The sequence below is a fragment of the Rossellomorea sp. LjRoot5 genome, assembly GCF_964253455.1.
GTDB lineage: Bacteria > Bacillota > Bacilli > Bacillales > Bacillaceae_B > Rossellomorea.
In genome coordinates this window covers 3,597,386-3,621,171 of sequence record NZ_CAXUQN020000001.1, presented here as the reverse complement: position 1 = coordinate 3,621,171, position 23,786 = coordinate 3,597,386, and the positions used below count along the sequence as shown (strand labels likewise).

At 40.4% G+C, this 23,786-nt stretch carries 16 protein-coding genes and 1 pseudogene; 15 read left to right on the top strand and 2 right to left on the bottom strand.

What is annotated here, in order from left to right:
- The first annotated feature begins 45 nt into the window (after window positions 1-45).
- The 5 genes and pseudogenes from ACSQ2E_RS18570 to ACSQ2E_RS18550 all read left to right on the top strand — a co-directional run bounded on the left by ACSQ2E_RS18570 (window position 46) and on the right by ACSQ2E_RS18550 (window position 8,668).
- Window positions 46-3,720, top strand: coding sequence for an AAA family ATPase (locus ACSQ2E_RS18570; protein WP_435992983.1), 3,675 nt, complete (start codon window positions 46-48; stop codon window positions 3,718-3,720).
- A gap of 145 nt (window positions 3,721-3,865) precedes the next feature.
- Window positions 3,866-5,065, top strand: coding sequence for a hypothetical protein (locus ACSQ2E_RS18565; RefSeq protein WP_435992981.1), 1,200 nt, complete (start codon window positions 3,866-3,868; stop codon window positions 5,063-5,065).
- A 230-nt stretch (window positions 5,066-5,295) separates the two neighbouring features.
- Window positions 5,296-6,522 (top strand): DUF819 family protein, encoded by a 1,227-nt coding sequence (locus tag ACSQ2E_RS18560; RefSeq protein WP_435992979.1) that lies wholly within the window; start codon window positions 5,296-5,298, stop codon window positions 6,520-6,522.
- A 178-nt stretch (window positions 6,523-6,700) separates the two neighbouring features.
- Window positions 6,701-7,432 (top strand): annotated as a pseudogene (locus ACSQ2E_RS18555) (Ltp family lipoprotein).
- A 360-nt stretch (window positions 7,433-7,792) separates the two neighbouring features.
- The gene (locus ACSQ2E_RS18550; RefSeq protein WP_435992977.1) at window positions 7,793-8,668 is read left to right on the top strand and encodes a DUF4839 domain-containing protein; all 876 of its coding nucleotides are present in this window, start codon (window positions 7,793-7,795) and stop codon (window positions 8,666-8,668) included.
- Between the two features lie 515 nt (window positions 8,669-9,183).
- On the opposite strand, the gene ACSQ2E_RS18545 is transcribed toward ACSQ2E_RS18550, so the two are convergent.
- Window positions 9,184-9,789 (bottom strand): hypothetical protein, encoded by a 606-nt coding sequence (locus tag ACSQ2E_RS18545; protein ID WP_435992975.1) that lies wholly within the window; start codon window positions 9,787-9,789, stop codon window positions 9,184-9,186.
- Between the two features lie 196 nt (window positions 9,790-9,985).
- Here ACSQ2E_RS18545 and ACSQ2E_RS18540 point away from each other — a divergent pair, with 196 nt between their 5' ends.
- A complete protein-coding gene (locus tag ACSQ2E_RS18540) occupies window positions 9,986-10,621 on the top strand; it encodes a hypothetical protein (RefSeq protein WP_435992973.1) in 636 nt (211 codons plus the stop codon).
- Between the two features lie 49 nt (window positions 10,622-10,670).
- On the opposite strand, the gene ACSQ2E_RS18535 is transcribed toward ACSQ2E_RS18540, so the two are convergent.
- Complete coding sequence (locus ACSQ2E_RS18535) at window positions 10,671-11,687, bottom strand: LacI family DNA-binding transcriptional regulator (protein WP_435992971.1); 1,017 nt, start codon at window positions 11,685-11,687, stop codon at window positions 10,671-10,673.
- A gap of 514 nt (window positions 11,688-12,201) precedes the next feature.
- On the opposite strand from ACSQ2E_RS18535, the gene ACSQ2E_RS18530 reads away from it, so the two are divergent.
- The 9 genes from ACSQ2E_RS18530 to ACSQ2E_RS18490 all read left to right on the top strand — a co-directional run bounded on the left by ACSQ2E_RS18530 (window position 12,202) and on the right by ACSQ2E_RS18490 (window position 23,461).
- On the top strand, window positions 12,202-13,521 hold the full coding sequence (locus tag ACSQ2E_RS18530; protein ID WP_435992969.1) for an extracellular solute-binding protein: 1,320 nt from the start codon (window positions 12,202-12,204) through the stop codon (window positions 13,519-13,521).
- Window positions 13,521-14,399: a carbohydrate ABC transporter permease gene (locus tag ACSQ2E_RS18525; protein WP_435992967.1), complete on the top strand. Its 879-nt coding sequence runs from the start codon at window positions 13,521-13,523 to the stop codon at window positions 14,397-14,399. The genes ACSQ2E_RS18530 and ACSQ2E_RS18525 overlap by 1 nt, the downstream gene beginning before the upstream one ends.
- On the top strand, window positions 14,386-15,216 hold the full coding sequence (locus tag ACSQ2E_RS18520) for a carbohydrate ABC transporter permease (RefSeq protein WP_071617268.1): 831 nt from the start codon (window positions 14,386-14,388) through the stop codon (window positions 15,214-15,216). Before ACSQ2E_RS18525 ends, ACSQ2E_RS18520 begins: the two co-directional genes overlap by 14 nt.
- Before the next feature lie 22 nt (window positions 15,217-15,238).
- On the top strand, window positions 15,239-16,858 hold the full coding sequence (locus tag ACSQ2E_RS18515) for an alpha-glucosidase (protein ID WP_435992964.1): 1,620 nt from the start codon (window positions 15,239-15,241) through the stop codon (window positions 16,856-16,858).
- Window positions 16,836-17,789 carry an MTP-1 family protein gene (locus ACSQ2E_RS18510; protein ID WP_435992962.1) on the top strand — a complete coding sequence of 318 codons (954 nt, stop codon included), beginning with the start codon at window positions 16,836-16,838 and terminating at the stop codon, window positions 17,787-17,789. The genes ACSQ2E_RS18515 and ACSQ2E_RS18510 overlap by 23 nt, the downstream gene beginning before the upstream one ends.
- A 17-nt stretch (window positions 17,790-17,806) precedes the next feature.
- Window positions 17,807-18,871, top strand: a complete 1,065-nt coding sequence (locus ACSQ2E_RS18505) for a BtaManbiosPhlase (RefSeq protein WP_435992960.1) — start codon at window positions 17,807-17,809, stop codon at window positions 18,869-18,871.
- Window positions 18,872-18,970: 99 nt separating this feature from the next.
- Complete coding sequence (locus ACSQ2E_RS18500; protein ID WP_435992958.1) at window positions 18,971-21,493, top strand: beta-mannosidase; 2,523 nt, start codon at window positions 18,971-18,973, stop codon at window positions 21,491-21,493.
- A 123-nt stretch (window positions 21,494-21,616) separates the two neighbouring features.
- Window positions 21,617-22,477, top strand: a complete 861-nt coding sequence (locus tag ACSQ2E_RS18495; protein WP_435992956.1) for an ROK family protein — start codon at window positions 21,617-21,619, stop codon at window positions 22,475-22,477.
- Window positions 22,478-22,906: 429 nt separating this feature from the next.
- Window positions 22,907-23,461 carry a DUF488 domain-containing protein gene (locus ACSQ2E_RS18490; RefSeq protein ID WP_435992954.1) on the top strand — a complete coding sequence of 185 codons (555 nt, stop codon included), beginning with the start codon at window positions 22,907-22,909 and terminating at the stop codon, window positions 23,459-23,461.
- Window positions 23,462-23,786: the final 325 nt, after the last annotated feature.

Below are 23,786 nucleotides of genomic sequence, written 5' to 3'. Positions count from 1 at the left end.
TTAAGTGCAAGTACTATGTGATAGAGGTTTAGGAGGAGAGGGCTAATGTTCCAGTTAAATAATGAAAAGAAAGGTAACCCACAAACAAACTATGTACAACACTTTTCAACAAGAATTCCGTGGAAAGATAACGATTATACTGGTCGAATTGACAATAATCCTAGTTATAATGTAGCTGCTCAAGTAATTCCAAACATTGCATCATCCCGGGACTTGGAGTTTGAGGAAACAAATAAAGGTAAAAGTTACAAAGAAGTAGGACCAGTAGGAATGCAAAGCTGGATTACAGAGAACGCTGCGTTCATGAGTGATACCAATCTTTATCTTAAAATGAATCATCCATATAAAAAAGGAAATGCTAAGTTCCAACATTTTAAAGAAACAACTTTCGAGATGGAACCCTATTCATTCTTATTGCGCCCTTTTTCATGGACTTTAAAGGATAATGCAATTGAGAAGCAAAAGTATTACAATTTTTATTTTGACTTAGAGAAAACAGAACAAATGCTTAGCTGGTCAAGTTCCTGGGTATCACATGGAGAATCTCAAAAAGCGATCTTCAATTACTTCTTTTCTGGAATTAATCCGCACAATTCATTGATATTTCCATATTACAAGCAAGTTCCATTTATCGAGGATAATCGACGTGTAATTGCAGGAATAGGAAATATAGTATCAAATGTTGAACTTCATGAGTATGACTCTGATGGAAGCAGTGACGAAAAAAACTACATTTGGGAGACAAATGCAGCTCATTCCATAAGAGTTAATGGCAAAGATGGCTTTTTAATGCCATATCTTGAAATTTCCGAGTATATAAAAAACCATCCTGATTTTGATGTATCGAGTGTCACATTATTTGAACCGGCAGGATTTAGATCGGAATTTTCATATGCAGCTGAATGGGTTAGCTACGATGCGGCTATTGACGTGCTAAATCAAGCGAAAATGGTATTGAAAAATATTGCTAAACTAAATCTGAAAGAAGCCAATCATCAATGGGTTAATGTTCAACTTGAATATATTAATAATCAATTAAAAAGCGTTTGGAATCAACGTGGTATTTTCCCAGGTTTAGGTTCGATTTTATCAGCTTTCGGTGTTAGATATGGTTTCGATGTTGCTGGTCATATTGATATTTCTGAAAACGACTTAATCACTGAATTGAAGCTATATTTTTCAGGAGACAAAGAAATTGGCAATGAGAATCTTGATGACAGCTTAGCTGACAAAGAGGATGAGTTTTCTGGCTTACTAAGAAATGAAAACAAAACTCGTTACTTCGAACTTCTTTCTCGATTGAATCTATCAGTTAAACAAGCTGTTTATGCTTGGAGGAACCTGAGAAATAATGCAGCCGAAATTGTTGAAAACCCATACCTATTATTCGAACTTACACGAAAAGAAAAGGACGAGCATAAAGTTTCTATTTCTCAAATCGACAACGCAATGTTTGTAAATCGGTTAGTTGAAAATAAGTATCCCCTTAATAAACCAACCAAAATGAGAACAGAAGGTGATAAGCGCCGATTTAGAGCTATGGTGGTATTTGTTTTAGACCAAGTAGCAAATCAAGGACATACTTTACTCAGCTATGATCAAATTGTTGAAGAAATTAACAAATTACCTTTAGATCAAAAAACGGAGTTTCAAACTGAAAAAATTGAAGGTGTTCTAGAGTTCTTACATGAAGGTGAATTGCACGTTAATGTGGAAAATTCTTACATAAAACTTGAAGAATATCAAGATTACAAAGAATTGGTAGTCGATATAGTAAATAACCGTTTAGAAACTAGTTTATCAAGTGTACAAGACTGGAAACAAATCATTGACGATCAATTTGGAAAACTTCAAGAAAATAATGAAGAGAAAGATCAACTGGCTCGTGATGAAAAGGTGACAGCGTTAAAAATCCTTGAATCATCTAAAATATCTGTCCTATTGGGAAGAGCTGGGACTGGTAAAACATCAGCATTGGGGATTTTAGCTTCTTCAAAAGAAATTAAAGCTGGTGGAGTATTAGCTTTGACTCCCACTGGGAAAGCAAGAGTTCAACTTGAGAATTCATTTAAGAAGAATAGTGTTAAAGCTGATTTTATGACTGTTGCACAATTTTTAATTCGTTCAAAAGGTTTCAGTTGGAATACAATGTCCTATAAGATGCCAAGCGAACCTAGTTCGAGTATTGCCAAAACAGTTATTATCGATGAAAGTTCAATGCTGACTGAAGATATGTTTGCTGGCATACTAAAACTGGTTGATTCTCATGCGGAGAGAATTATCTTTATAGGAGACCCAAATCAATTACCACCAATAGGAGCAGGGCGCCCATTTGTCGACATGATAAAATATTTAGAGATTGCTCATCCAGATAGGGTCGCAGGTTTAAAAACTGAGATGAGGCAGGGGTCAGGTGGCGATGATTTATTATTTGCCCAAGTATTCTCTAATTCAGATTCGATCGATAAAGAAATAATTTACCGTATTCAAAATAATGAAACTGATGAACGTCTTAAATATATTCAATACACCGATCTAAATGAGTTAGATAAAGTATTGTTAGAAGAATTAGTGAAAATTGCAAATATGTCAAATGAAGATGATATTGATGGTTTCAACAAAAGTTTGGGAGCTACGGTAGGCAAATATACAAATTATCCAACGAGTAAACATATAGAAGACTGGCAAATTTTATCTCCAACTAAATTTATTGGTGCAGGAAGCTATTATTTGAATAATCAACTTCACCAAAAATATCGTCAAGGCATTGTCGAGAAATGGATTGCATATCCGTGGTCAAATTACAGTCCTCAATCCGTTCAAAATATCGTTTACGGAGATAAAGTCATATCTAATGTAAATAGTGAGAAGAATTACTGGGATGGTTCATCGGGGAAAGCATATATTGCTAATGGTGAAATTGGTATTATGGCGGATTACCCAAGCCACTATGGCAAAAATGATAAGAATACTAGTTGGTATATATTTCGTTTTGGCTCATTTGAAGGAAAAGTATTCTCATATACTAAAGCTGAGTTTGGTGGTGATAATAGTGATTCTAAGTTAGAACTTGCTTATGCTCTTACAGTTCATAAATCACAGGGTTCTAGCTTTGGAAAAACCATAGTAGTCATAAACGGTAAAAGTTCATTTGTTACTAAAGAACTTTTGTATACTGCACTTTCTCGTCAAAAAGAAAAACTAATTATATTGAGTGATTTATCAATTCAAGAATTAGTTAGGTATTCTAATGACTGGCATTCAGATACCAAACAACGATATACAGACTTATTTGAAGCTCCAAACATCACTGAGATAGAATCAAGTAAACAAAAACGGTTCTTTGAAGAAAAATTAATCCATAAAACAATTCGTGGTGAAATGGTAAGATCAAAGTCCGAAGTAATTGTGGCAAACATTCTCGATAAGATGAAAATTGAGTATTCATATGAAGAACCATTAGAGGTTAGTGGTAAAACCTATATTCCTGATTTTACTCTACGCTACCAAGGCAAAACTGCTTATTTAGAGCACCTTGGAATGCTAAGGAATAAAACATATAAAAAGCATTGGGAGGAGAAAAGAGCAAACTATGAAAGTGTGGGAATTTCAGAAATCCTTGGAAATATGATAATTACAGAGGATGGACTAGACGGAAGTTTGGATGCAACATTAATAGAAAGTAAAATTCAAACTTGGATAAAAAATAGTTCCCACTAACCAACATACAATATTAAATAACTGTCGAGTTGATGAATTAGATAACAGTACTATGTTGAGTGTGCGGTGTTAATGGATAGAGTTTGATAATTACAACGTATAGAATTAATGGCGGAACTTTAAGACAAAGGAAGGAGAGTAAGATATGTCAAATAAATTCGGAAAAACTAACGAAAACGCTGAGCGGAAAAGCGAAATAGTAAAAGCAATGACAGATGTTGAATATTACCCTTCCATTATAGAAGAACAGATTTGTGTAGCTAATTACACGAAGCTGCCTCTTTCGCAAGTTTCGACACTTGGGACTGCCTTTGAGCCTTTGACAGTGGCGTTTCGAAAAGTCATAAATGGTGGGGCAGCTAAAAGCGGATTATATCAAGTAACGATTCCAAAAGGTGCACACCTAGCAAAATTCAAAAATGGTTCTGGATATTTAGGAAGTGTTTTGAAGGAGAACGGTGCAGTAGGTGGTGGACAGGCAGTGTTGAATCCTCTTGTCTTTAATCCAACAATGTTGTTTATGGCTACGACTCTAGCGACCATCGATAAAAAGCTCGCCAACATCCAAGAAATACAGCTAGAAATCCTTGATTTTCTTGTGCAAAAAGAGAGGTCAGATCTTAGAGGTGATCTCAATTTCTTGACAGATGTTCTTAATAAATATAAATACAATTGGAACAACGATAAATATATAGATAGCAATTATAATATTGTACTGAGTATCCTGCAGGGAGCAGAAAGAAAAATTGAGTTATACAGAGAGCAGATAACTACTAAAATAAAAATAAATAAAAAGTCTCTTTTTCATGGAGATCAATGGGTAAGGAAGCAACTTGATGAAATTTACTCTGTGTTTAAAGACTATCAACTTGCTTTATATTTGTATTCCTTTTCTTCGTTCCTTGAAGTAATTCTTTTAGAAAACTTTAAGGCAGAATATCTTGATGGTATATCTAAAAAAATAGAAGATTATTCACTTAAGTATAGTGAACTTTCGACTGAATGCTATGACCAAATAAAAGAACATGCTCAGTCCTCATTACAGTCCAAAATGTACAAGGGATCGATAAACGTTAGTAGAGGAATTGGAGGTCATTTAGCAAAGGATCGAGACATAAAAAAAATTATTGGCATGACCACAGTGTTATTCAGCGACAAACTGGAAAAGAATCGTTCAGAGAGAACAGAGCAGACTATGAAAGATTTTAAACAACTTATAGAAAAGCAGAGCGATTACATCCGACCTTTCGTTGAAAACATCAATACAGTTAACAAACTATATAATCAGCCAATCGAACTTATTTTTGATAAAGAGAACATATATATTGGTACGAATGAAGTGTAATAACAATTGCTTTATTTATGGTCATCTATAGGGTGGAGTAGGGACGTTTCCCCGTTCTACTTTTCACATTTCAAAAAAGAGAAGTGTGGACGGTTCTTGCGTTTTTTTTGCAGAGCAGGCAGCGGTCCGTCCGCCTGTCACTCTTCTGATGCGCATTGAATATTTTAAATTTCCAATCCAATATAGGTAATATATTGATAGTGGAAATAATGTTAAAAGGAGGCAACGTCATGGAAAACACTCTTATTAAAGCAGATGATTATGTGATGCTCTGGGGAATTATCGTAGTATGGGCATCAGCAAGTATCTACTTGGAACAGCGCTACAGCTGGGCAGCGAAGATTTCTGGTGCAATTGTTGCGCTGATAGGGGCTATTATTCTATCAAATACTGGTATCATTCCTACAGCGTCGCCGGTTTATGATGCTGTCTGGACATTTATCATTCCGCTCGCCATTCCCCTGTTGCTTTTCCATGTGAACTTTAAAAAGATCTGGCAGGAGAGCGGACGGCTGTTGATTCTTTTTTTGATCAGCTCCATCGGTACGGTTGCAGGAGTGATCATCAGTTTCTTTTTATTAAGGGATCATATACCGGTCCTTGATAAGATTGGTGCGATGCTAAGTGCCTCTTATGTGGGCGGCGGGGTCAATTTTGCAGCCATGGCAGCAAAGTTCGAAGCGCCTGGTGAAATGGTTTCTTCCGCCGTGGTCGCAGACAATTTAATGATGGCGATTTATTTCATCGTTCTGATGATGATTCCGGCCATGGGCTTTTTCAGAAGACGCTTTAACGCACCCCATGTGGAAAAAGTTGAGAGTGGAAGAATGATAGAAGAGGGAAAGACCCTTGCGGAAAGCTTTTGGGAGCGAAAGGATATCTCTCTAAAGGATATTGCGTTATCTGTAGGGACTGCCTTCTTGCTCGTGATGGTTTCGTTTAAAATCGCCGAATTCCTGGACGGAGTGATTCCTTCCGGAGAGGAGACGTCTTTCTTTCTCAATTTGCTGAATGGGTTGTTCGGCGACCAGTACTTAATGTTGACGACATTGACATTCCTGGCACTTGCTCTGTTTCCGAAGTACTTTGAATCGATTAATGGAAGCCAGGAAATTGGTACGTTCCTCATTTACTTGTTCTTTGTGGTGATTGGTATTCCGGCATCGATCCCGCTCATTATTCAAAATGCTCCGCTGCTGCTCGTATTTGTGTTCATTATTGTCGTAGTGAACCTGGCTGTGTCTTTAACTGCAGGAAAGCTATTAAAGTATGACCTTGAAGAAATCCTTCTAGCTAGCAATGCCAATGTCGGAGGGCCGACAACGGCTGCTGCGATGGCCATTGCGAAAGGGTGGAAGGATTTGATTGGACCGATCCTTGTGGTGGGGACGTTGGGTTATATTATTGGGAATTATATTGGGACGACATTGGGATTGTGGTTTTCTGGTTTGATGTGAGTCGAGAGAAAAGTTACTGAATAATTAAGTTAAACACAGCATTCGTAACAGAATGGCTGTGTTTTTTTGAAGCCGAGGGGACAGGTCCCTTAGCATCGCTAACAGACTCCCTGCATGTTTGTCGATCCAGGAAAATATACTTCTTATGTAGGTTTACTATATTAAGGGGGTACAGCTAGTGGGGGAATCACCAAAAAAGAAAAAACCGTTCTACAAAAAGTGGTGGGTCTGGGTCATTGCGATTCTGATTGTTGCAACAGCTGTTGGTGGGAATGGTGATGAGACAGGGGATACTAAGGAAAAGGAAGTCAAGTCAGAAGCGACCGAACCCGTGACGGTTGAGCCTAAAGAGTCAGAAGAGAAAAAAGAGGAACCTAAAAAAGAGGAGCCTAAAACAGAACAGCCCAAAACAGAGGAACCCAAAAAAGAAGAAGCAAAAGTGGAAGATGACGTTCCCGCAGAACATACATCCGCTTTGACAAAAGCGAAAACATACGCTGACATTATGAATATGTCCAAAGCAGCGATTCATAACCAATTAGTTTCAGAGTTTGGTGAAAAGTTTTCCGAGGAAGCGGCTGCGTATGCCATGGGAAAGCTTGAATATGATTGGAAGGACAATGCTTTGAAAAAGGCGGAATCTTACTCTGATACGATGTACATGTCAAAGCAAGGCATCTATGATCAGCTTGTTTCAGAGAACGGTGAACAGTTCACTGCGGAAGAAGCACAATATGCGATTGATACAATGAAAGCTGATTTTAAGAAGAACGCCTTGGAAAAAGCAAAAAGTTATCAAGATGCCATGGCCATGGCACCAGAAGCGATAAGAGACCAACTCGTTTCTGATTAGGGCGAACAGTTCACTCAAGAGGAAGCGGATTATGCTATTCAACATTTAACTGAGTAAAATCTTAAACATGAATTGGTGTCTTACCCTCAATATAGATAAACGATACGTTTAAAGGGCAGTCACTGTTTTTTTACGGAAAGAGAAACATAGACTTGTAAAAGGGAGAAAAGACCGTGGTTGAAACATTCACGACGGTCTTTTTTCTTTTGCTATAACCTGTACCCTGGAGTATTCCTCCAAGTGAGCAATAAGGGAAGAAACCCCGACTTTCCCCACATTATTTTAATTTCTTTAACATTGTCTTGATCTCATAAGGAATCGGATTCTCTTCCTCTTATACAGTATAAGTATGGAAATTAGTAACAAAAACTTTTTATCATCTGCTATGATTTATATATGATGACGGGGAGGAACATAATGAAAAAAATAATTAGCATTTTTATTGCTTGTATTATCATTACATTAGTTGGATGTTCTGGAGATGGACATGAAGGTGAAGCAAAAACACCGTCAGGTTCCAGTGTACAAAAAGGTAGGGACTACGAAGAGGTTGTTAATGAATTTAAGGAAAAAGGATTCAAGAACATGAGAACGGAGAAGCGGGAAGATTTAGTAACAGGTTGGTTGACAAAAGATGGTGAAGTTGAATCTGTTTCTGTTGATGGAGATCAAGACTATTCGTCAGATGAATGGTACTCTAACGATGTGGAAGTAGTCATCACCTATCACACATTCCCAGAAAAAGAGAAACGTGATACCGGATCTGCTGATCAAAAAAGTTCTGCAAAAAAAAATAAGTCAAAGAATGATAAGGAAGACAAATCAACCAATGATAAAGAAGACAAATCAAACTCTGAGACAAAAGAAAAATCAAACAATGATACATCTGTCGAAAGCGCACAGGAAATAGTAACTGTGAAAAATAATGAAGATTTTGCGGCTGTCTTGGCAGTGAAGAATGAAGCTGATCCGATTATCAGTGAATTTGCAAAAAAATATGAAGGTAGAACCATTGAATTTGATGGATATATTGCAAATATGATGCTACATGGGAATTATAAAACAAGATATAATATTTTAATTTTAGCTGGTGATTATGGTGATACAACGTTTAGTGGACCTAATTTTCAGTTCAAAGATGTTAATGTTGTTTCTGATTTAAACCTTACTGGTTCTAACATACCGGATACTATTGGTATGGGACAAAATCTTCATATTACAGCTGCAGTTGAAGAGTACGATGAAACTTCCGGACTTTTCAGGCTTGATCCGATTTCTACTGAAATTAGATAATAGTTATTGAAGGATCCTTATATGAGTTGGGTTAGCACACTTCTCTAATGATGAAGTCAGATGAGGAGGGACATTTTGAATGAATTTAACAAACCTCTAAATAAACTAATATCCCTTACCATTTGCAGTTTTATCGCTAACGCAATTTTCGTTGTACATGAGGGTGATTTTGAATTTCTAGGATATCTGATCTATTTACCAATAACCTTTTTAGTCATGATACTTATTGGGTTGCCTTTATCACTACTTATTGATTGGATGTTACTAAAAAGATCTAATTTTATTTGGAAATCACTTTTGTTGCATTCTCTGATCTATTTCCTAATTATATTGTTACCCACAGGAAACCTGGAAGTTATGTTGGAAATGAATGTTCACTCATTGGTGTATTTTCTTTTGTTTTCTATCATTCCTTCGCTGTATTGGACAATTAATTATGTTATAACACGAGGACAGATTAGACAAAGTCACATAATGATTTGAATACCTAATAAAGGAAAAAGACCATTGAACAGTCACGATGGTCTTTTTCCTTTTTCTTCATACTGTACTCCGGAGGTTTTCTTTAAGTAATCCGTAATATAAGCTACATTTTCCTGATGTTCTTGATCCCCATCCTTAGGAATATAAAACTTCTCCTGAGACTTCCCATCCCCATCATAAAATAGAAGATGTCTAGAAGTAGATACTACTTTTAGATTCTGACCAATCCTATGTTTTCGATTTCCGAGTAAGAAGGCATTTTGATCCTGATCAAACACAATCATGTATTCCTCATTGTTTACTGGCTGGTATTTCTCTTTTAAACGGCGGGCTGATTGTTTTAGGAATGCATGGATTCTAAAGCGGAAATAGAAATACAACACAAGATGTACGACAAGGGATAAACCGAATGCCAATAGAGCTGGGACCATCACTTGCGATATAAATGCGAACATTACTGGGGAAGACGTACTTGCTGATTCTTGAAATTCGTGATTCCAGTACAGAAAAAATACTGTGGAAATCACGAACACTCCTATGTTTCCAAAGAAGTAAACTTTTCTAAAGTAGGGCATGTATTTAAGGAGCTCATAATATCCATCATCAGACAGCTTGAATGTGAATGTTTTCTTTTGCACATATGGTCATCCTCTCTAATGGTCATTACTTTAAGTCTAGTTTATATAGATGAAAGTTCAAGTGTTTTCATGCCTTTGAATTCTGTTTGGATTGAGTATTAATTAAGTTCATATGTCCTCCTTCAAACATTCGGACCCCACCCGAATGTTTTTTTTATAAAAAAATTATTTATAGGGTGTCCCTTTGGAGACAGGTATGTTGGATAAGGAGACGTTTCATCACCCGGAGGATCTTCGGTTGTATGTGTTGATTCTGTTGAATGCGACGCATAAAGGCGGGGTTCAGGTTGGGGGTGTGGTGCTTGGGGAGAGGCAGTATGTGCGTTCGCTCCGGAAGCTGCGGGAGGATCTGTGGTTCTATAATGGGAAGAAGATTGATGAGTATTCGCATTCGCGGATTCAGCGTTCGATTAAGCGGTTGGAGAAGTGTGGATGGTTGAAGGCGGAGAAGTATGAACATGGGTATGTGTTTACGCTCCGGCCGACGAAGGATTTCGCGTGTGGGGAGTATTTGAGTTGGATGGGGATGTCTAAGAAGGAAGAGGGACGTGAGGAATCCGGTGGTGACCAGCCTGATGATGGGGCTGGTTCCGGAGGGTCTTCGTGCGGCGAAAAGGATGTGAAACAGGTGCGGAGAGAACCTGCAAACAGACTTAAGACCTTAGAGAAAGAAGAGATCTTAGAGAACAACAACATCAAAAACACTGCCACTAGAGACGCTAAGGATGTAAATAGGCTGCAGGCTCTGATCGGGCATTTCGTCGGCAGGAGGGGGAGGCTTCCTGTTGACGCCGTAGGGGATAGGTCCCCTCGGCTCAGATATAGACTATGAAAATAGGATGTTGATTGGAGAGGTGAACCAAGGAACCTGTCCCCGTGGTTCACCTATTAACAGCGGTTGATTCTCTAACGATCAATGTGGTGGGCAGCAGAATTTCGTGGATAGGTTCATCCTTATGATTAAGCCTCCAGCTCAACTGTTCGGTTGCTTTTTTACCATAGTAATTTAAATCAATATTAACTGTTGTAATTTTTGGTGTGGCTATTTGGGATAGCTGACCGTTGTCGAAGCTGCAGATTGATATGTCTTTAGGAATGTTGAATCCTTTTTGCTGCAGTACGGACTGGACAAGGAACCCGTGTCCATCGTTTACACAAAACCATGCAGTCGGCATATAAGACAGTCGGTTCACAAATCCACTTATTTCTTCCTGGTTTTCCTTTGCGTCTGTAAATAATAGAGGCTGACTTGGTTCTATTCCATGTTTTTTCAGGGCAAGCATATAGCCTTCTAGTCTCTCCTGGTAGCTTGGGGAAACCTCTATATCTCCTACGAATGCAATGTGTTGATGTCCTAATTGAATCAGGTGCTCAACTGCCTTATAAGCGCCAAAGCGATTGTTCGTCAAAATAGCATCTGCCTGCAGGTATGGAGAGTGATGGTCAATCATCACAGTCGGGATTCCAGTATTAATAATCTTTGAAATATAATCGGTGCTGATATGAGATAGAACTAAAATCCCATCGATTTGATGATTCGATAGCAGGGAGGGAAGGATTAACTTGTCCTTTGAATCCTGATCGATTGATTCAATTAATAAATTCCAGCCGCGTGTCCTCATTTCCTTTTCTACACTGAGGTAAATCTCTCCGAAAAAGCTTTTAAGAGAAAAAGCATAGTCAGAGGCAATAAGGGCGATGTTGATTCCTCTTTTCTCATCAGGCTTTTGGGTATTTCTATTATTCAAATAGGTATACCCTAACTCATCTGCGGCTTTTTGGATTAACATCCTTGTTTCTTCACTAACCCCAGGCTTACCCGACAAAGCCTGCGAAACAGAATTCTTAGAAATATTCAGGCGGTCAGCGATATCCTGCATCGTTACTTTTTTCTTCATATATAAAACTTCTCCTTAATGAAAGCGAATAATAGTAATTAGTTTTGTAATTATATTGTAACGTTACAAATTATTTTTAGCAACATACTTATCATTGTAATTGTTCAACTTGTTATAGGTGTTAAATACGACTATATATATAAGGCGGTTGATTGGATTGGAAGATTAACCACTATATAAAAAAGTCAACCTTACAGAAAATTTAATTTAATTTGAGTTTGACAGATAATAAGCAAGGTGCAATAATGTATTTGTAAAGTTACTAATTACATTATTTTTTAATTACATATTTTCTTGTAATAATTATAAAAAATCTTTAGAAATGAGGGGTAAAGGATAAATTATTTAAAAAAGTGACCCAGATACAATTGATTATACTTTTTTTTGTAAAGTTATGATAGCGCTATCATTACATCCGCATTAAAAAGATAGGCTAATAGTTTTCTCATTCTACCGGGAACCTTACTGAAAACATAAAGTTAGGAAATCATACTAATAATTGGGGGAATATCGGATGAAAATTAAAAAAGCGGCTTCAATACTCCTTGCTGCCTCACTGACTGTTTCTGGACTTGCGGCTTGTAGTAATGGAGATAAAGGAAACGGAAGCACCAAAGACGGAGTAACAACAATCGAATTCTGGGCGGCGCCAAACCCATCACAGCAAGTGTATTGGAAGGAAATAGCGGAAGAGTTCTCAAAAGAACATCCGGATATCAAGGTAAACGTAAGCCCGATGAAGGAAAGCCCGACATCTGAAGCTGGTATCCAATCAGCGCTTGCTGGCGGCAGTGCACCAACGATGTCAGAAAATATCAACCGTGGTTTTGCTGCTCAACTGTCTGAAAGTAAAGCGATTTTACCGTTGGATGAACTAGAAGGCTGGGATGAAATTAAGAAAAAGAGAAATATGGAAGATACAATGAAAGGCTGGCAGTTTGCTGACGGCCACCAATACGTTTTGCCAATCTATTCGAATGCTATGTTGTTCGGCTGGAGATTGGACCTCCTGAAGGAACTTGGCTTTAATGAACCACCAAAAACATATAGTGAAATGCTGGAAGTTGCGAAGAAATTGAAAGAAAAGTACCCGGACAAATATGTTTGGGCTAAACCAGACCTTGCTGATCCAACAGGGTGGAAAAGATGGTTCGACTTCTTCATGCTCTATAATGCCGCATCTGATGGCAACAAGTTCGTAGAGGGAACTGATTTCACTGCAGATAAAGAAGCAGGAAAGCAAGTTCTTGGATTTGTAGATAAGCTGCAAAAAGCAGATGCTTTAATGACTAGGCAGTCTAAAGATCCATTTGAAAGCGGATTGGGAATTTTTACGGATATTGGCCCTTGGACAATTTCTTATTGGAAAGAGAAATTCCCAAAAATGAAATTGAATGAAACCTATGCGTTAGCATTGCCTCCAGTTCCAGACGGAATGGATACAGAAAACGTTAAGACATTCGCAGATACAAAGGGTCTGGTCGTGTATGCTTCAGCAACGAAAGAACAACAAAAGGCTGCGGGCGAATTCATTAAGTGGGTCTATTCAAATCCTGAAAATGATTTGAAATGGCTTGAAAAGACAAACCTGCCACCGGCACGTGATGATTTAACAACGAACGATACTTTCAAAGCGTTCTTTGAAAACAACCCGGCATTACAGCCATACGCTGCTGCCGTTCCAAATGCAATACCGCCTATGGATAACCCTAAATACAATGAGATTCAGACATTGATTGGCCAGAAAGCTTTCAATCCAGTGGTAAAAGGAGAAAAAGATCCGAAAGCTGCATGGAAGGATATGCAAGAGGCCATTGAGGGGGCTCTCAAATAATGAAAAAGAACCAAGGATGGTTGGGCTGGCTTTTTGCCAGTCCTTATCTTTTATATTCAATTGTTTTCTTCCTGATACCACTTGTCTGGTCACTGTTTCTATCTGTGACAGACTGGAACTTAATCTCGCCGACGTATAATTTCGTCGGAATGGAGAATTACGCCGAGGCACTCAAAAGTCAGGGTGTGCAGAGCGCCTTCTTTGTAACCTTTAAATTTATGGGCGTGTTTGTTCCACTAGTTATTGCTTTTTCCCTTATTGTGGCATTGGTTGTTCAAGGGCTTCCAAGATTTAGAGGATTGTTTTTAATCGGATTCTTTCTTCCGTACCTGGCTTCAGGAGTTGTTTCCTCGCTGATCGTGAAAGGGATTTTATCTTACAACAGTCCGCTGAATGAATTCCTTAGAGGTACATTGAACATCGATATTAACTGGCTTGGAACACCGTTTTCTGCACTCTTTGTTGTAGCCTTGATTATTGCCTGGAAATTCACCGGATATTACGCGTTGATTTTAACATCGGGCTTTGGAAGCATCAGTCAAGATGTCTATGAAGCAGCGATGATTGATGGAGTAACACCTTGGCAGCGTTTTTGGAAAATTACGTTTCCGCTCCTCTATCCAGCGTTGTTTACTGTATTGATTTTATCGATTGGTGTTACATTTGGTATTTTCACAGAAGTTTATCAGTTAACCGGAGGTGGGCCGGATTTTGCCACGAATACATGGCAAATGGAGATTTTCACTAAAGCATTCTCTAACCTGCAAGCCGGATACGCTTCTGCTATTGCCATCATCGCATCGATTGTAACGTTTATTGCGATTTACATCATTCGAAAACTCTTAGAACTGTGGGGGAAACGAAATGGTTGGACCTAAGAAAAAAGGATTGGTTTTTCGTTACCTGTTTGCGCTCGTCCTATTGTTAATCATGATTTATCCATATATCTATATGGTGTTGAATTCCTTTGCTGATTGGAGTCAGGTCGATAAGAAATTCTTCCCGACAGAATATTCATTGAAGTCATGGGAATGGCTGCTTGGCGGCGGAGAATCTGTCATCCCTCGCCCGTGGATCAATGCCTTCTTTAACAGCTTTATCGTATCAGCTGGTTCGACCATTTTGATGATGGTCTCAGCGGTAATGGTTTCTTATGCGCTAGCGAAGATTCATTTTAAAGGAAGAGATACGATTAATAACGTGGTCTTATTCCAAATGTTCTTCCCGGCAATCATCTTGCTAATTCCTACATTTTTGGTTATCCAAAAGGTCGGAATGTACGACTCTTACTGGGGAATGATCCTGCCAAAGGCGATGAGCTTATGGGCAGTATTCATGTACACGAACTTCTTCAAGGCAATCCCGGATACATTCATTGAAGCGGCAAAATTGGACGGTGCAAGCGAAATGCAAATCATGTTCAAGATTGTACTGCCAATGTCAAAATCGATTACTACCGTGATCTTCTTGTTCTTGTTCATGGAAAGATGGACAGAGCTGTTATGGGATATGCTTGTTGCGAAGAGTGATAACATGCTTACGTTAAACGTACTTTTATCACAAATGTTCGGCCCGTATGGCGGCTATCCAGGACCGATGTATGCTGCATCCGTATTATTGACATTGCCGATTATCATCATCTTCTTGCTTTTCGCGAAGAAGTTTCAAGAGGGAATGCAATTTACACTTAAGTAACCAGAGATTGGAGTTCAAGCAAATGGTTAAATGGTGGAAGCAATCAGCTTTTTATGAAATATATATGCCAAGTTTCAAGGATGGAAACGGAGATGGACTGGGGGATTTTGCGGGAATCACCTCCAAGCTGGATTATCTCAAGGAGCTCGGAGTAGATGGGCTGTGGCTCACTCCCTTTTATGCATCGCCGAAGGTTGATAACGGCTATGACATTGCTGATTATTATTGTATTGATGAGGTTTATGGGACGATGGAGGACTTTGAAGCTTTTATCGCGGAGGCGCATAGGCGAGATATCAAAGTCATAGTCGATATCGTATTGAACCACACGTCTTCCGAGCATGTTTGGTTCAAGGAATCAAGGTCCTCCAAGGATCACCCCAAGCGTGATTGGTATATATGGAGAGACGAACCGAATAACTGGGAATCATTTTTCAGCGGAACGGCATGGGAATTTGATGAGGCAACCGGTCAATATTATTACCATGCTTTTGCTAGGGAACAGGTGGATTTGAACTGGGCCAACCCTGAAGTCAAAAATGCGATGTATGATGTCATGAGGTTTTGGCTGGAAAAAGGCGTGGATGGGTTCAGACTGGATGTCATCAACTTCCTGACGATCAACGAATCCTTTATCGATAACCCATATGACCATGATAAAAAGGAACAAATACATTTGTATGACAAGGATCAGGAAGGAATTTTATCGGTTATCGAGGAAATCGCCGATGTGGTTCATCAATATCCGGGTAAATTCCTTGTCGGTGAGGTTGGTTCTGAAGATATTAATATACTGAAACGGTACTCCGGACTGAATAAATTGGATGTATCCTTTAACTTCAACATTGGAAGTATTGCAGAGTTTGATGCAGAAAAGATTTACAAGAAATTGGTTGAAACAGAGAAAGCGTATGATTCCGGGCAGATTGCTACTCTGTTCTTCTCAAGTCACGATATGTCACGCCATATTTCACGGTTTGGCGGTGATGAGGATCGTGCGAAGATGGCAGCGGTGCTGATTCTTACAGCGAAGGGTGTGCCCTTCCTTTACCAGGGCGATGAACTTGGCATGAAGGATTGGGTTCCAGATGACATTATGAAGATGATGGATGTCCAAGGGCGCCTCACCTATGAACAAGCAGTGAAGAATGGTAAATCTAAGGAGGCAGCGCTGGTTGCTGCGAACGAACGATGCCGTGATAAATCACGTACTCCGATGCAGTGGGATTCTGGTCCTCATGCAGGTTTTTCCGAAGTTGTCCCGTGGATAACGGTGCCAGAGGATGCGTTCCATACTAATGTTGAAAATCAGGAAGGCAACCCTGATTCCATGCTGTCCTTCTATAAAAGAATGTTGAAACTGCGTAAAGAACATACTTCCTTCCAAACAGGAGAATATGAATTCTTGCGCTTTCAGAATGGAATCCTTTCCTACATGAGAAGCAACGAGATGGAACGGACATTCGTGGCTCTGAACTTTTCTGAAGAGGAAAAATCCCTTGAATTAGAGTTGAAAAACATGAACCTGCTGCTTTCAAATAAGCGAAATAAGGTTGAAAACAGTGAGGTACTAACGATAGTAGGAAATGAAGTCATTATTTTAAAGGAGGATGCTGGGAATGACAGTCTTAACCAAAGGTAATGTAAAAACGTGCAAACAGCTTTTGGAGGAGTTCTCTTCGAAAGCACAGCCGGACCATCCAGAAAAAATCGTATTCTCTGGTGTTGGACGAAAGGATGTCTATAATATTTCAGCACCTTTTGAAGATGAGGGTGATCAGGTCATTGCAGGACGCGTAGAATCGCGTGATAGCGAGCATTCCAGCGTTTATTTCTTTGTGGAGAGAGACGGCGAATGGGTTCCTCGGAAAAACGCGCCTGTATTTGAATTGCAGGATCCTTTTTACACAAGGATTGCCGGTTGCTTAGTCCTCGGAGGCGTACAGATATTCCCGCATCCTGCAATCGAAAATGCATTTGGCTGGCGTACTGTTTTTTATAAAGGAAAGAATATTGCAAGTTTAGAGGAATTTGCCAAGGGACCAGATGGGATGAAGGATCTGCGCCTTGTTGAACTGGCTGATGGCAGCATCGGTGTGTTAACAAGACCTCAGGGAGATAAGGGAGGCAGGGGAAAGATTGGCTGGACCCGTATTTCTAAATTGGAAGAATTGACGCTGGATGTCATCAATGAGGCTCCTTTATTTGAAGGTCAGTTTATAGATGAAGAATGGGGAGGAGCGAACGAGCCGCATCTGCTTGCAAATGGTTTGGTTGGTGTACTTGGGCACGTTGCTTCGTTTGATGCAGCTTGCGACCGCCATTATTATCCGATGGTTTTCGCCCTTGATCCGGAAACAGGAGTGTTTTCGGATATGGAGCTGATTGCAACGAGAAGTAATTTCCTTCCAGGTGATTCCAAGCGACCTGACCTGACGGATGTTGTGTTCAGTGGGGGAATTGTACGGAAAGCGGACGGCACAGCAGATATCTATGCCGGAATCAGTGATGCCGAAGCGCAAAAAATCACGATTGCAGATCCATTTTTACAATACGAGCAAAAAACTTACTGAATTGAGGAGATTACAACATGAATGTTTATAGATATGAAGAGAATCCGGTAGTGACACCAATGGATGTAAAACCGCATCGCGAGGACTTTGAAGTCATTGGCGCATTCAATGCGGGAATTACGACTTTTAACGATGAAATTATCATGCTGCTCCGTGTCGCAGAGCGTCCGATCAGTGATGACCCTAAGATTGTGAAATCACCTGTTTATAATCCGGAAACAAATGAGCTTGAAATTCTGGAATTCAATTTGAACGATCCTAAGTACAATTTTTCAGATCCCCGTACGATTCAAAAAGCCGGAGAGACGAACCGTTTCGCTTTTCTGACTTCATTATCTTATTTAAGGATTGCCCGCAGTAAGGATGGACATATCTTTACGGTCGATGAAAAGCCATTTGTTTACCCTTCAAATGAGCTTGAAACATTCGGGATTGAAGACCCAAGGATTACGAAGATTGATGATACTTATTATATTTACTTCAGTGCTGTCTCACCTGTTGGTGTTGGCGAATCGATGGTTACAACAAAGGACTTTGTCACAACTGAGCATCGGGGAATGATTTTTGCGCCAGAAAACAAAGACGTGTTAATCTTCCCTGAGAAAATTAACGGCAAGTACTATGCTCTTCATCGTCCTGTTCCAAGGAGTACTGGTGAGCCTGAAATGTGGATTGCAGAATCTCCTAATCTCTTGCACTGGGGAAATCATAAATACTTACTTGGCCTGCGAGAGGGTATGTGGGATAGTGCCCGCATGGGCGGCGGAGCAGTTCCGTTCAAAACGGAAAAAGGCTGGCTGGAGCTTTACCATGGCGCAACGACGGACCACCGCTATTGCATGGGGGCTGTATTGCTTGACCTGGAAGACCCAACCAAGGTCATCGCCCGCTCTGACAAACCAATCCTTGAGCCTGAAGCAGATTATGAAGTGGAAGGATTCTTCGGAAATGTGGTCTTCTCATGCGGTGCGGTCGTTGAAGGCGACGTTGTACAAATGTATTACGGAGTTGCAGATACTTCAATGGCATGTGCTGAGTTAAGCCTTCAGGAAATCCTGGATTCATTGACTTATATTAAATAATTTCGATATTAATGCCAAAATCACGTGATGATTTTGGCTTTTATGTTAATGAAGGTTTTAGTGTCCTGTAGTGACTCTATTATGAAAGGTTCTGTTTCTATGAAGCTTAATAAAAACTGGAAGATTAAGCAATTCGATGTGGGGGACGTACGTGAACTGGAGGTGGCCGCACCTGAGTTTATTGATTACTTTTGGATGACCGCTTCGGTTCCTGGTGACGTCCATTCCACCCTGATTGACCGAAAGTTAATCGAGGATCCATTCTATGGCCATAATGATTTGAAATGTCAGTGGGTAGAGGAAAAGGTTTGGTGGTATCGTACCACCTTTGAATTCGACGGAACAGAACATAAGGATGAAAGATATGATTTGCTGTTTGAAGGGCTCGATACGTATGCGACGATTTACCTGAATGGAGTCGAACTTGGTTCAACGGATAATATGTTCATCAGCCATTCCTTTGAAGTGACAAGGGAATTGAAAAAAGGCATAAACGTCCTTGCTGTAAAATTCGATCCCATCGATGTGCATGTGAAGGAGAAGGTTCAATATTACTGGTCAGGATTCAGCAAGGAACGGATCTGGACGAGGAAGAATCAAAGCCATTGGGGCTGGGACTGGGGACCACGGCTTGTAGCAGCGGGTATTTGGAAAGATGTTCATTTGAAAAAACGGACATATGCCAGCATTCATTCTGTGTTTGCGAAAACAACCTCTCTTTCCGAAGACAAGGCAGAAGTTGATGTAGAGGTTGAAGTGGATGCTTTTAGAAGAGGAAAAGACTATCAAGTTCGGGTAGAGCTGTCTTTTGGTGAAGAAAAGTTCACTGGAAGTGCAAAGGTTGAAGGGAAAAAGACTTTCGTTACCCTGGAAGTTGAAAATCCGAAGCTGTGGTGGACCCATGACCTGGGAACGCCCCACCTCTATCTATTGAATGTTGAATTATATTCTGATGGAGAAAAAATCGATGAAAAACACGAGGATTTTGGACTCAGGACGATTGAAGTTCTTCGTGTTGATGAGGAAGGGAATCAGTGTTTTACCTTTGTGCTTAATGACGAGAAAATTTTCGCAAAGGGAGCGAACTGGATTCCGATTGATAGCTTCATAGCGGCCGTTCCGGTCTCTCGGTATAGCCACTTAATTAAGCTTTCAAAGGACGCGAACATGAATATGCTTCGTGTTTGGGGGGGCGGCATCTACGAACGAGATGTTTTTTATGAGGAGTGCAACCGGCTTGGGATTTTAGTCTGGCAGGATTTCATGTTTTCTTGTGCGCTCTACCCTGATTACAATAAAAACTTCATGGCCAATGTCCGAAATGAAATCATCCAGGTCGTCAAGCGCCTGCGGAATCATCCATCGCTTGCTTTATGGTGCGGGAATAATGAAAACGATTGGCTTTATGAAGCATTGTTTTCTTCAGGTGAAATTACCGATCCTTTTTACGGCGAAAAAATTTATCACGAACTGATGCCGGAAATTTTAGACGAACTGGACCCAACCCGACTGTTCTGGCCGAGTTCTCCGTACGGAGGAAATGACCACAACTCGAGGGAGCAGGGTGATTCGCATAACTGGCAGGTATGGCACGGCAATATCGAGCCGCGCAACTTTGGCGAGCCGCAGACTGTGAATTACAGTGTTGACGGCCTTTCTTTTAAAAACTTTAAAAACGATCGTACCACGTTTGCCAGTGAATTCGGCATGCATGCGTCTTCTAACCGCTATACACTGGAACGGAACATCCCTGAAGACCAATTCTTCTGGGGCAGTGAAGAAATGGCCTACAGAAATAAAGACATCCATCATCCTAAGGGGATTTTACTGATGGAAGGGTACATTGGAGTGCCAAAGGATTTAGATGAGTATATTGCTTATTCAATGCTGACACAGGCTGAAGGATTGAAATACGGCATTGAACATTACCGCCGGAATAAACCCCAAACCAGTGGTGCTTTGTTTTGGCAGTTAAACGATTGCTGGCCTGGTACGAGTTGGTCTGTCATCGACTATTATTTGCTGCCGAAAGCTTCCTACCACTATGCAAAAAAATTCTATCATCCTATCTTATTAACCATTGAACATGATCCTTGTGATAGCCTGAAAGTATGGGTCGTTAATGACAGATTAGAAGGATATGAGGATGAAATCGAGCTTGCTGTTTATGATTTTCATGGAGAAATAGCATTCTCAAAGAGGTGGAATGTCTCTGTTGAGGCAAATTCCGTTTATCACGTAGACACGGTTTTAGAGGGAAAGGCTTTAGGAGGATTAAAGCCGGAAGAGGCAATGATCATTCTTCGTTCATTAAACGATAAAACCTTTGAAAATACTTATTATTTCCGTGATCAAAAGGATGTAATGCTTCCTAATGCTGAGCTAACTGTAGAATACAGCAGAGAAGATAATGAGATCACTCTATCAAGTGATGCTCTGGCACGAATGATGACGATTGAAATGGAGATCGAACAGCTTGTGCTCGAGGATAACTTTTTTGACCAGCAGCCTCATATGACAAAAACAATTAAAGTAAGCCAGGCCGAAGGGAAAGAAATTCCGTGGGAGACTTTAAGGGTAAAAGCAATTAATAGCGTGAAAACGAAGATAACCGAGGGGTGATGATGGAAGCAGTCCTTGTTGAGCCTTTAGATCTTTTTCCATGGAATTGAAGTTTTATCTGCTGATGAATGCACTTTTTGCGTTTGGAACATCCTTATCAGGTGTTTTCCAAAGTGTATTCCTATGGATGAGCGATCTTGGCCTTCTATATGCTTGCAAAGTATTCAAAAGCCAAGGACCGGATTCCCGGTTTTTGCGATTGGTTCATTTACAATATTATTGAGCTCTGTACTGATTTCGGCCTACCCTGTCTTTATTTCATTGTTGATCTTTGGAATTCTGTCGCCGATAGCCATGAATATGATCGGCACTTCGATGAATGCGATGATCTACGAATCAATTGAAAGAGAGCCGGATTATAAGAAAAAAAGACTCGTATTATTCGTTCAGGAGATAAAAGAGGCATTAGCTGTTCCGGTAGGATTTAACACTGATGTAAATGCCGCTGCATTAGGAGAAGGAACCTTTGGTGCAGCAAAAGGATCAGACAGCTGCCTTTATATTACGGTAGGAACAGGAATTGGCGCCGGAGCAGTGGTTCAAGGAAAGTTGCTTCAAGGACTTTCCCACCCGGAAGTGGGACACATTCTCGTAAGACGTCACCCAGAGGACCAGTATGCAGGAAAATGCCCATACCACCAGGACTGTTTTGAAGGCCTGGCTGCAGGTCCAGCAATAGAAGAACACTGGGGAGCAAAAGGCATCGACCTAATTGGGCGCGAAGAGGTTTGGGATCTGGAAGCCTACTATATCGCCCAGGCACTCATGCAATACATCCTGATCCTCTCCCCAAAGAAAATCATCCTTGGCGGCGGAGTCATGAACCAGAAGCAGGTGTTTTCTTCTGTTTATAAGTATTTACCGGAATTTTTAAATGACTATGTGTCTTTACCGGAGCTTTCTGATTATATCGTAAGCCCGGGGCTAGGAGATAACGCAGGAATTGTCGGCTCACTTCTGCTAGCTAAAGAAGCATTGCAGTGAAACGTCGGTGAGCATTCTTGAAATGGTCAATAATAAATGAGGATTTTTCAAAATAACCTAAAAAAGGAACCTTCCACAAGCAGAAGGTTCCTTTGCTATTGTTTTAACCCAGGGGGACAGGTACGATGGTTCGAATGGGCCAAGGAACCTGTCCCCTTGGTTTCTAGTCCATAGAGGTCATTCCAGAAAACCAGTTTGTAATAAGGAAAGAAGCGAGGATTGAAAGATAGAGTTCAGTATAAGAAAGGACCTCCGTAATGTGTGAGATCCTCTTTTGTTATTGATTTCATCTATGAAGCAGGAGAACCGTCCCTATGCTTCTAAAGACTAGTGAAGTAAGCGAACGGGTATAAGAAACGTAAGAGCAGTTCCATTGTCTCCCTTTTTAACTACACGGAGATTATATTTTATACGAAAGGCGGAGGTTTCATGAAAATTTACTCCATCGGGCACTCGACGCATTCCAAAGAACAATTCCTGAACATGCTTGATGCCGTAGAAATTGAATACATAGCGGATATCCGTGCTTTTCCCGCCAGTCGAAAACACCCTCAATTCAAGAAGGAGGACATGGGAGAGTGGCTGGGTGAAGCAGGAATAGAATACCGTCATTTCCCGAAGCTCGGAGGCAGGAGGCGTTTGTCGGGGGTGATTGGTGAAGACCTGAACGCAGGCTGGAACAACCGATCGTTCCACAATTATGCAGATTACACGTTGACAGATGAATTCAAGGATGGACTGAAAGAGCTGAAGGAGGCGGCTGCTGAGAGCAAATTGGCATACATGTGCTCGGAACGCCACCCGGCCAGGTGTCACCGCCTGTTGATCAGTAACGTGCTGAAAGCAAATGGCTGGGATGTCTCCCACATCATTGATAATTCTGATGGAAAGGCTGATGTGATCAGTCACGAACTCGGCCAATGGGGAGCCTTGCCGATCATTGAAGAGGATGGGACAGTCGTGTATCCGGGGGTGGATGGATAGGTGGGAGTGGGGGCCGACACCACCCTATGGCTGGATTCAACGAATCTATCAGGAAATAGGATGAAAACAATCCACGGTTACGCTCCCTTGCCCAACACATAAAGCGATGCCTGACCCCTGACATATAGATATTATTGAGTCTTCACCGCAAAATAAGAAGTTCATAAAAGGTGTACTTAACAAAGAGCGCTTATATATTAATGTTGGAAGAGTCCTCATAGCATTCGCTTGTTGGTACAGTATAGAAAAAGGGTATGATGGGTATGTAGGTCTTACATCCAAAAGTAACAAATATCCCTTTTATGAGAGTCTGGGAGCTCGACTG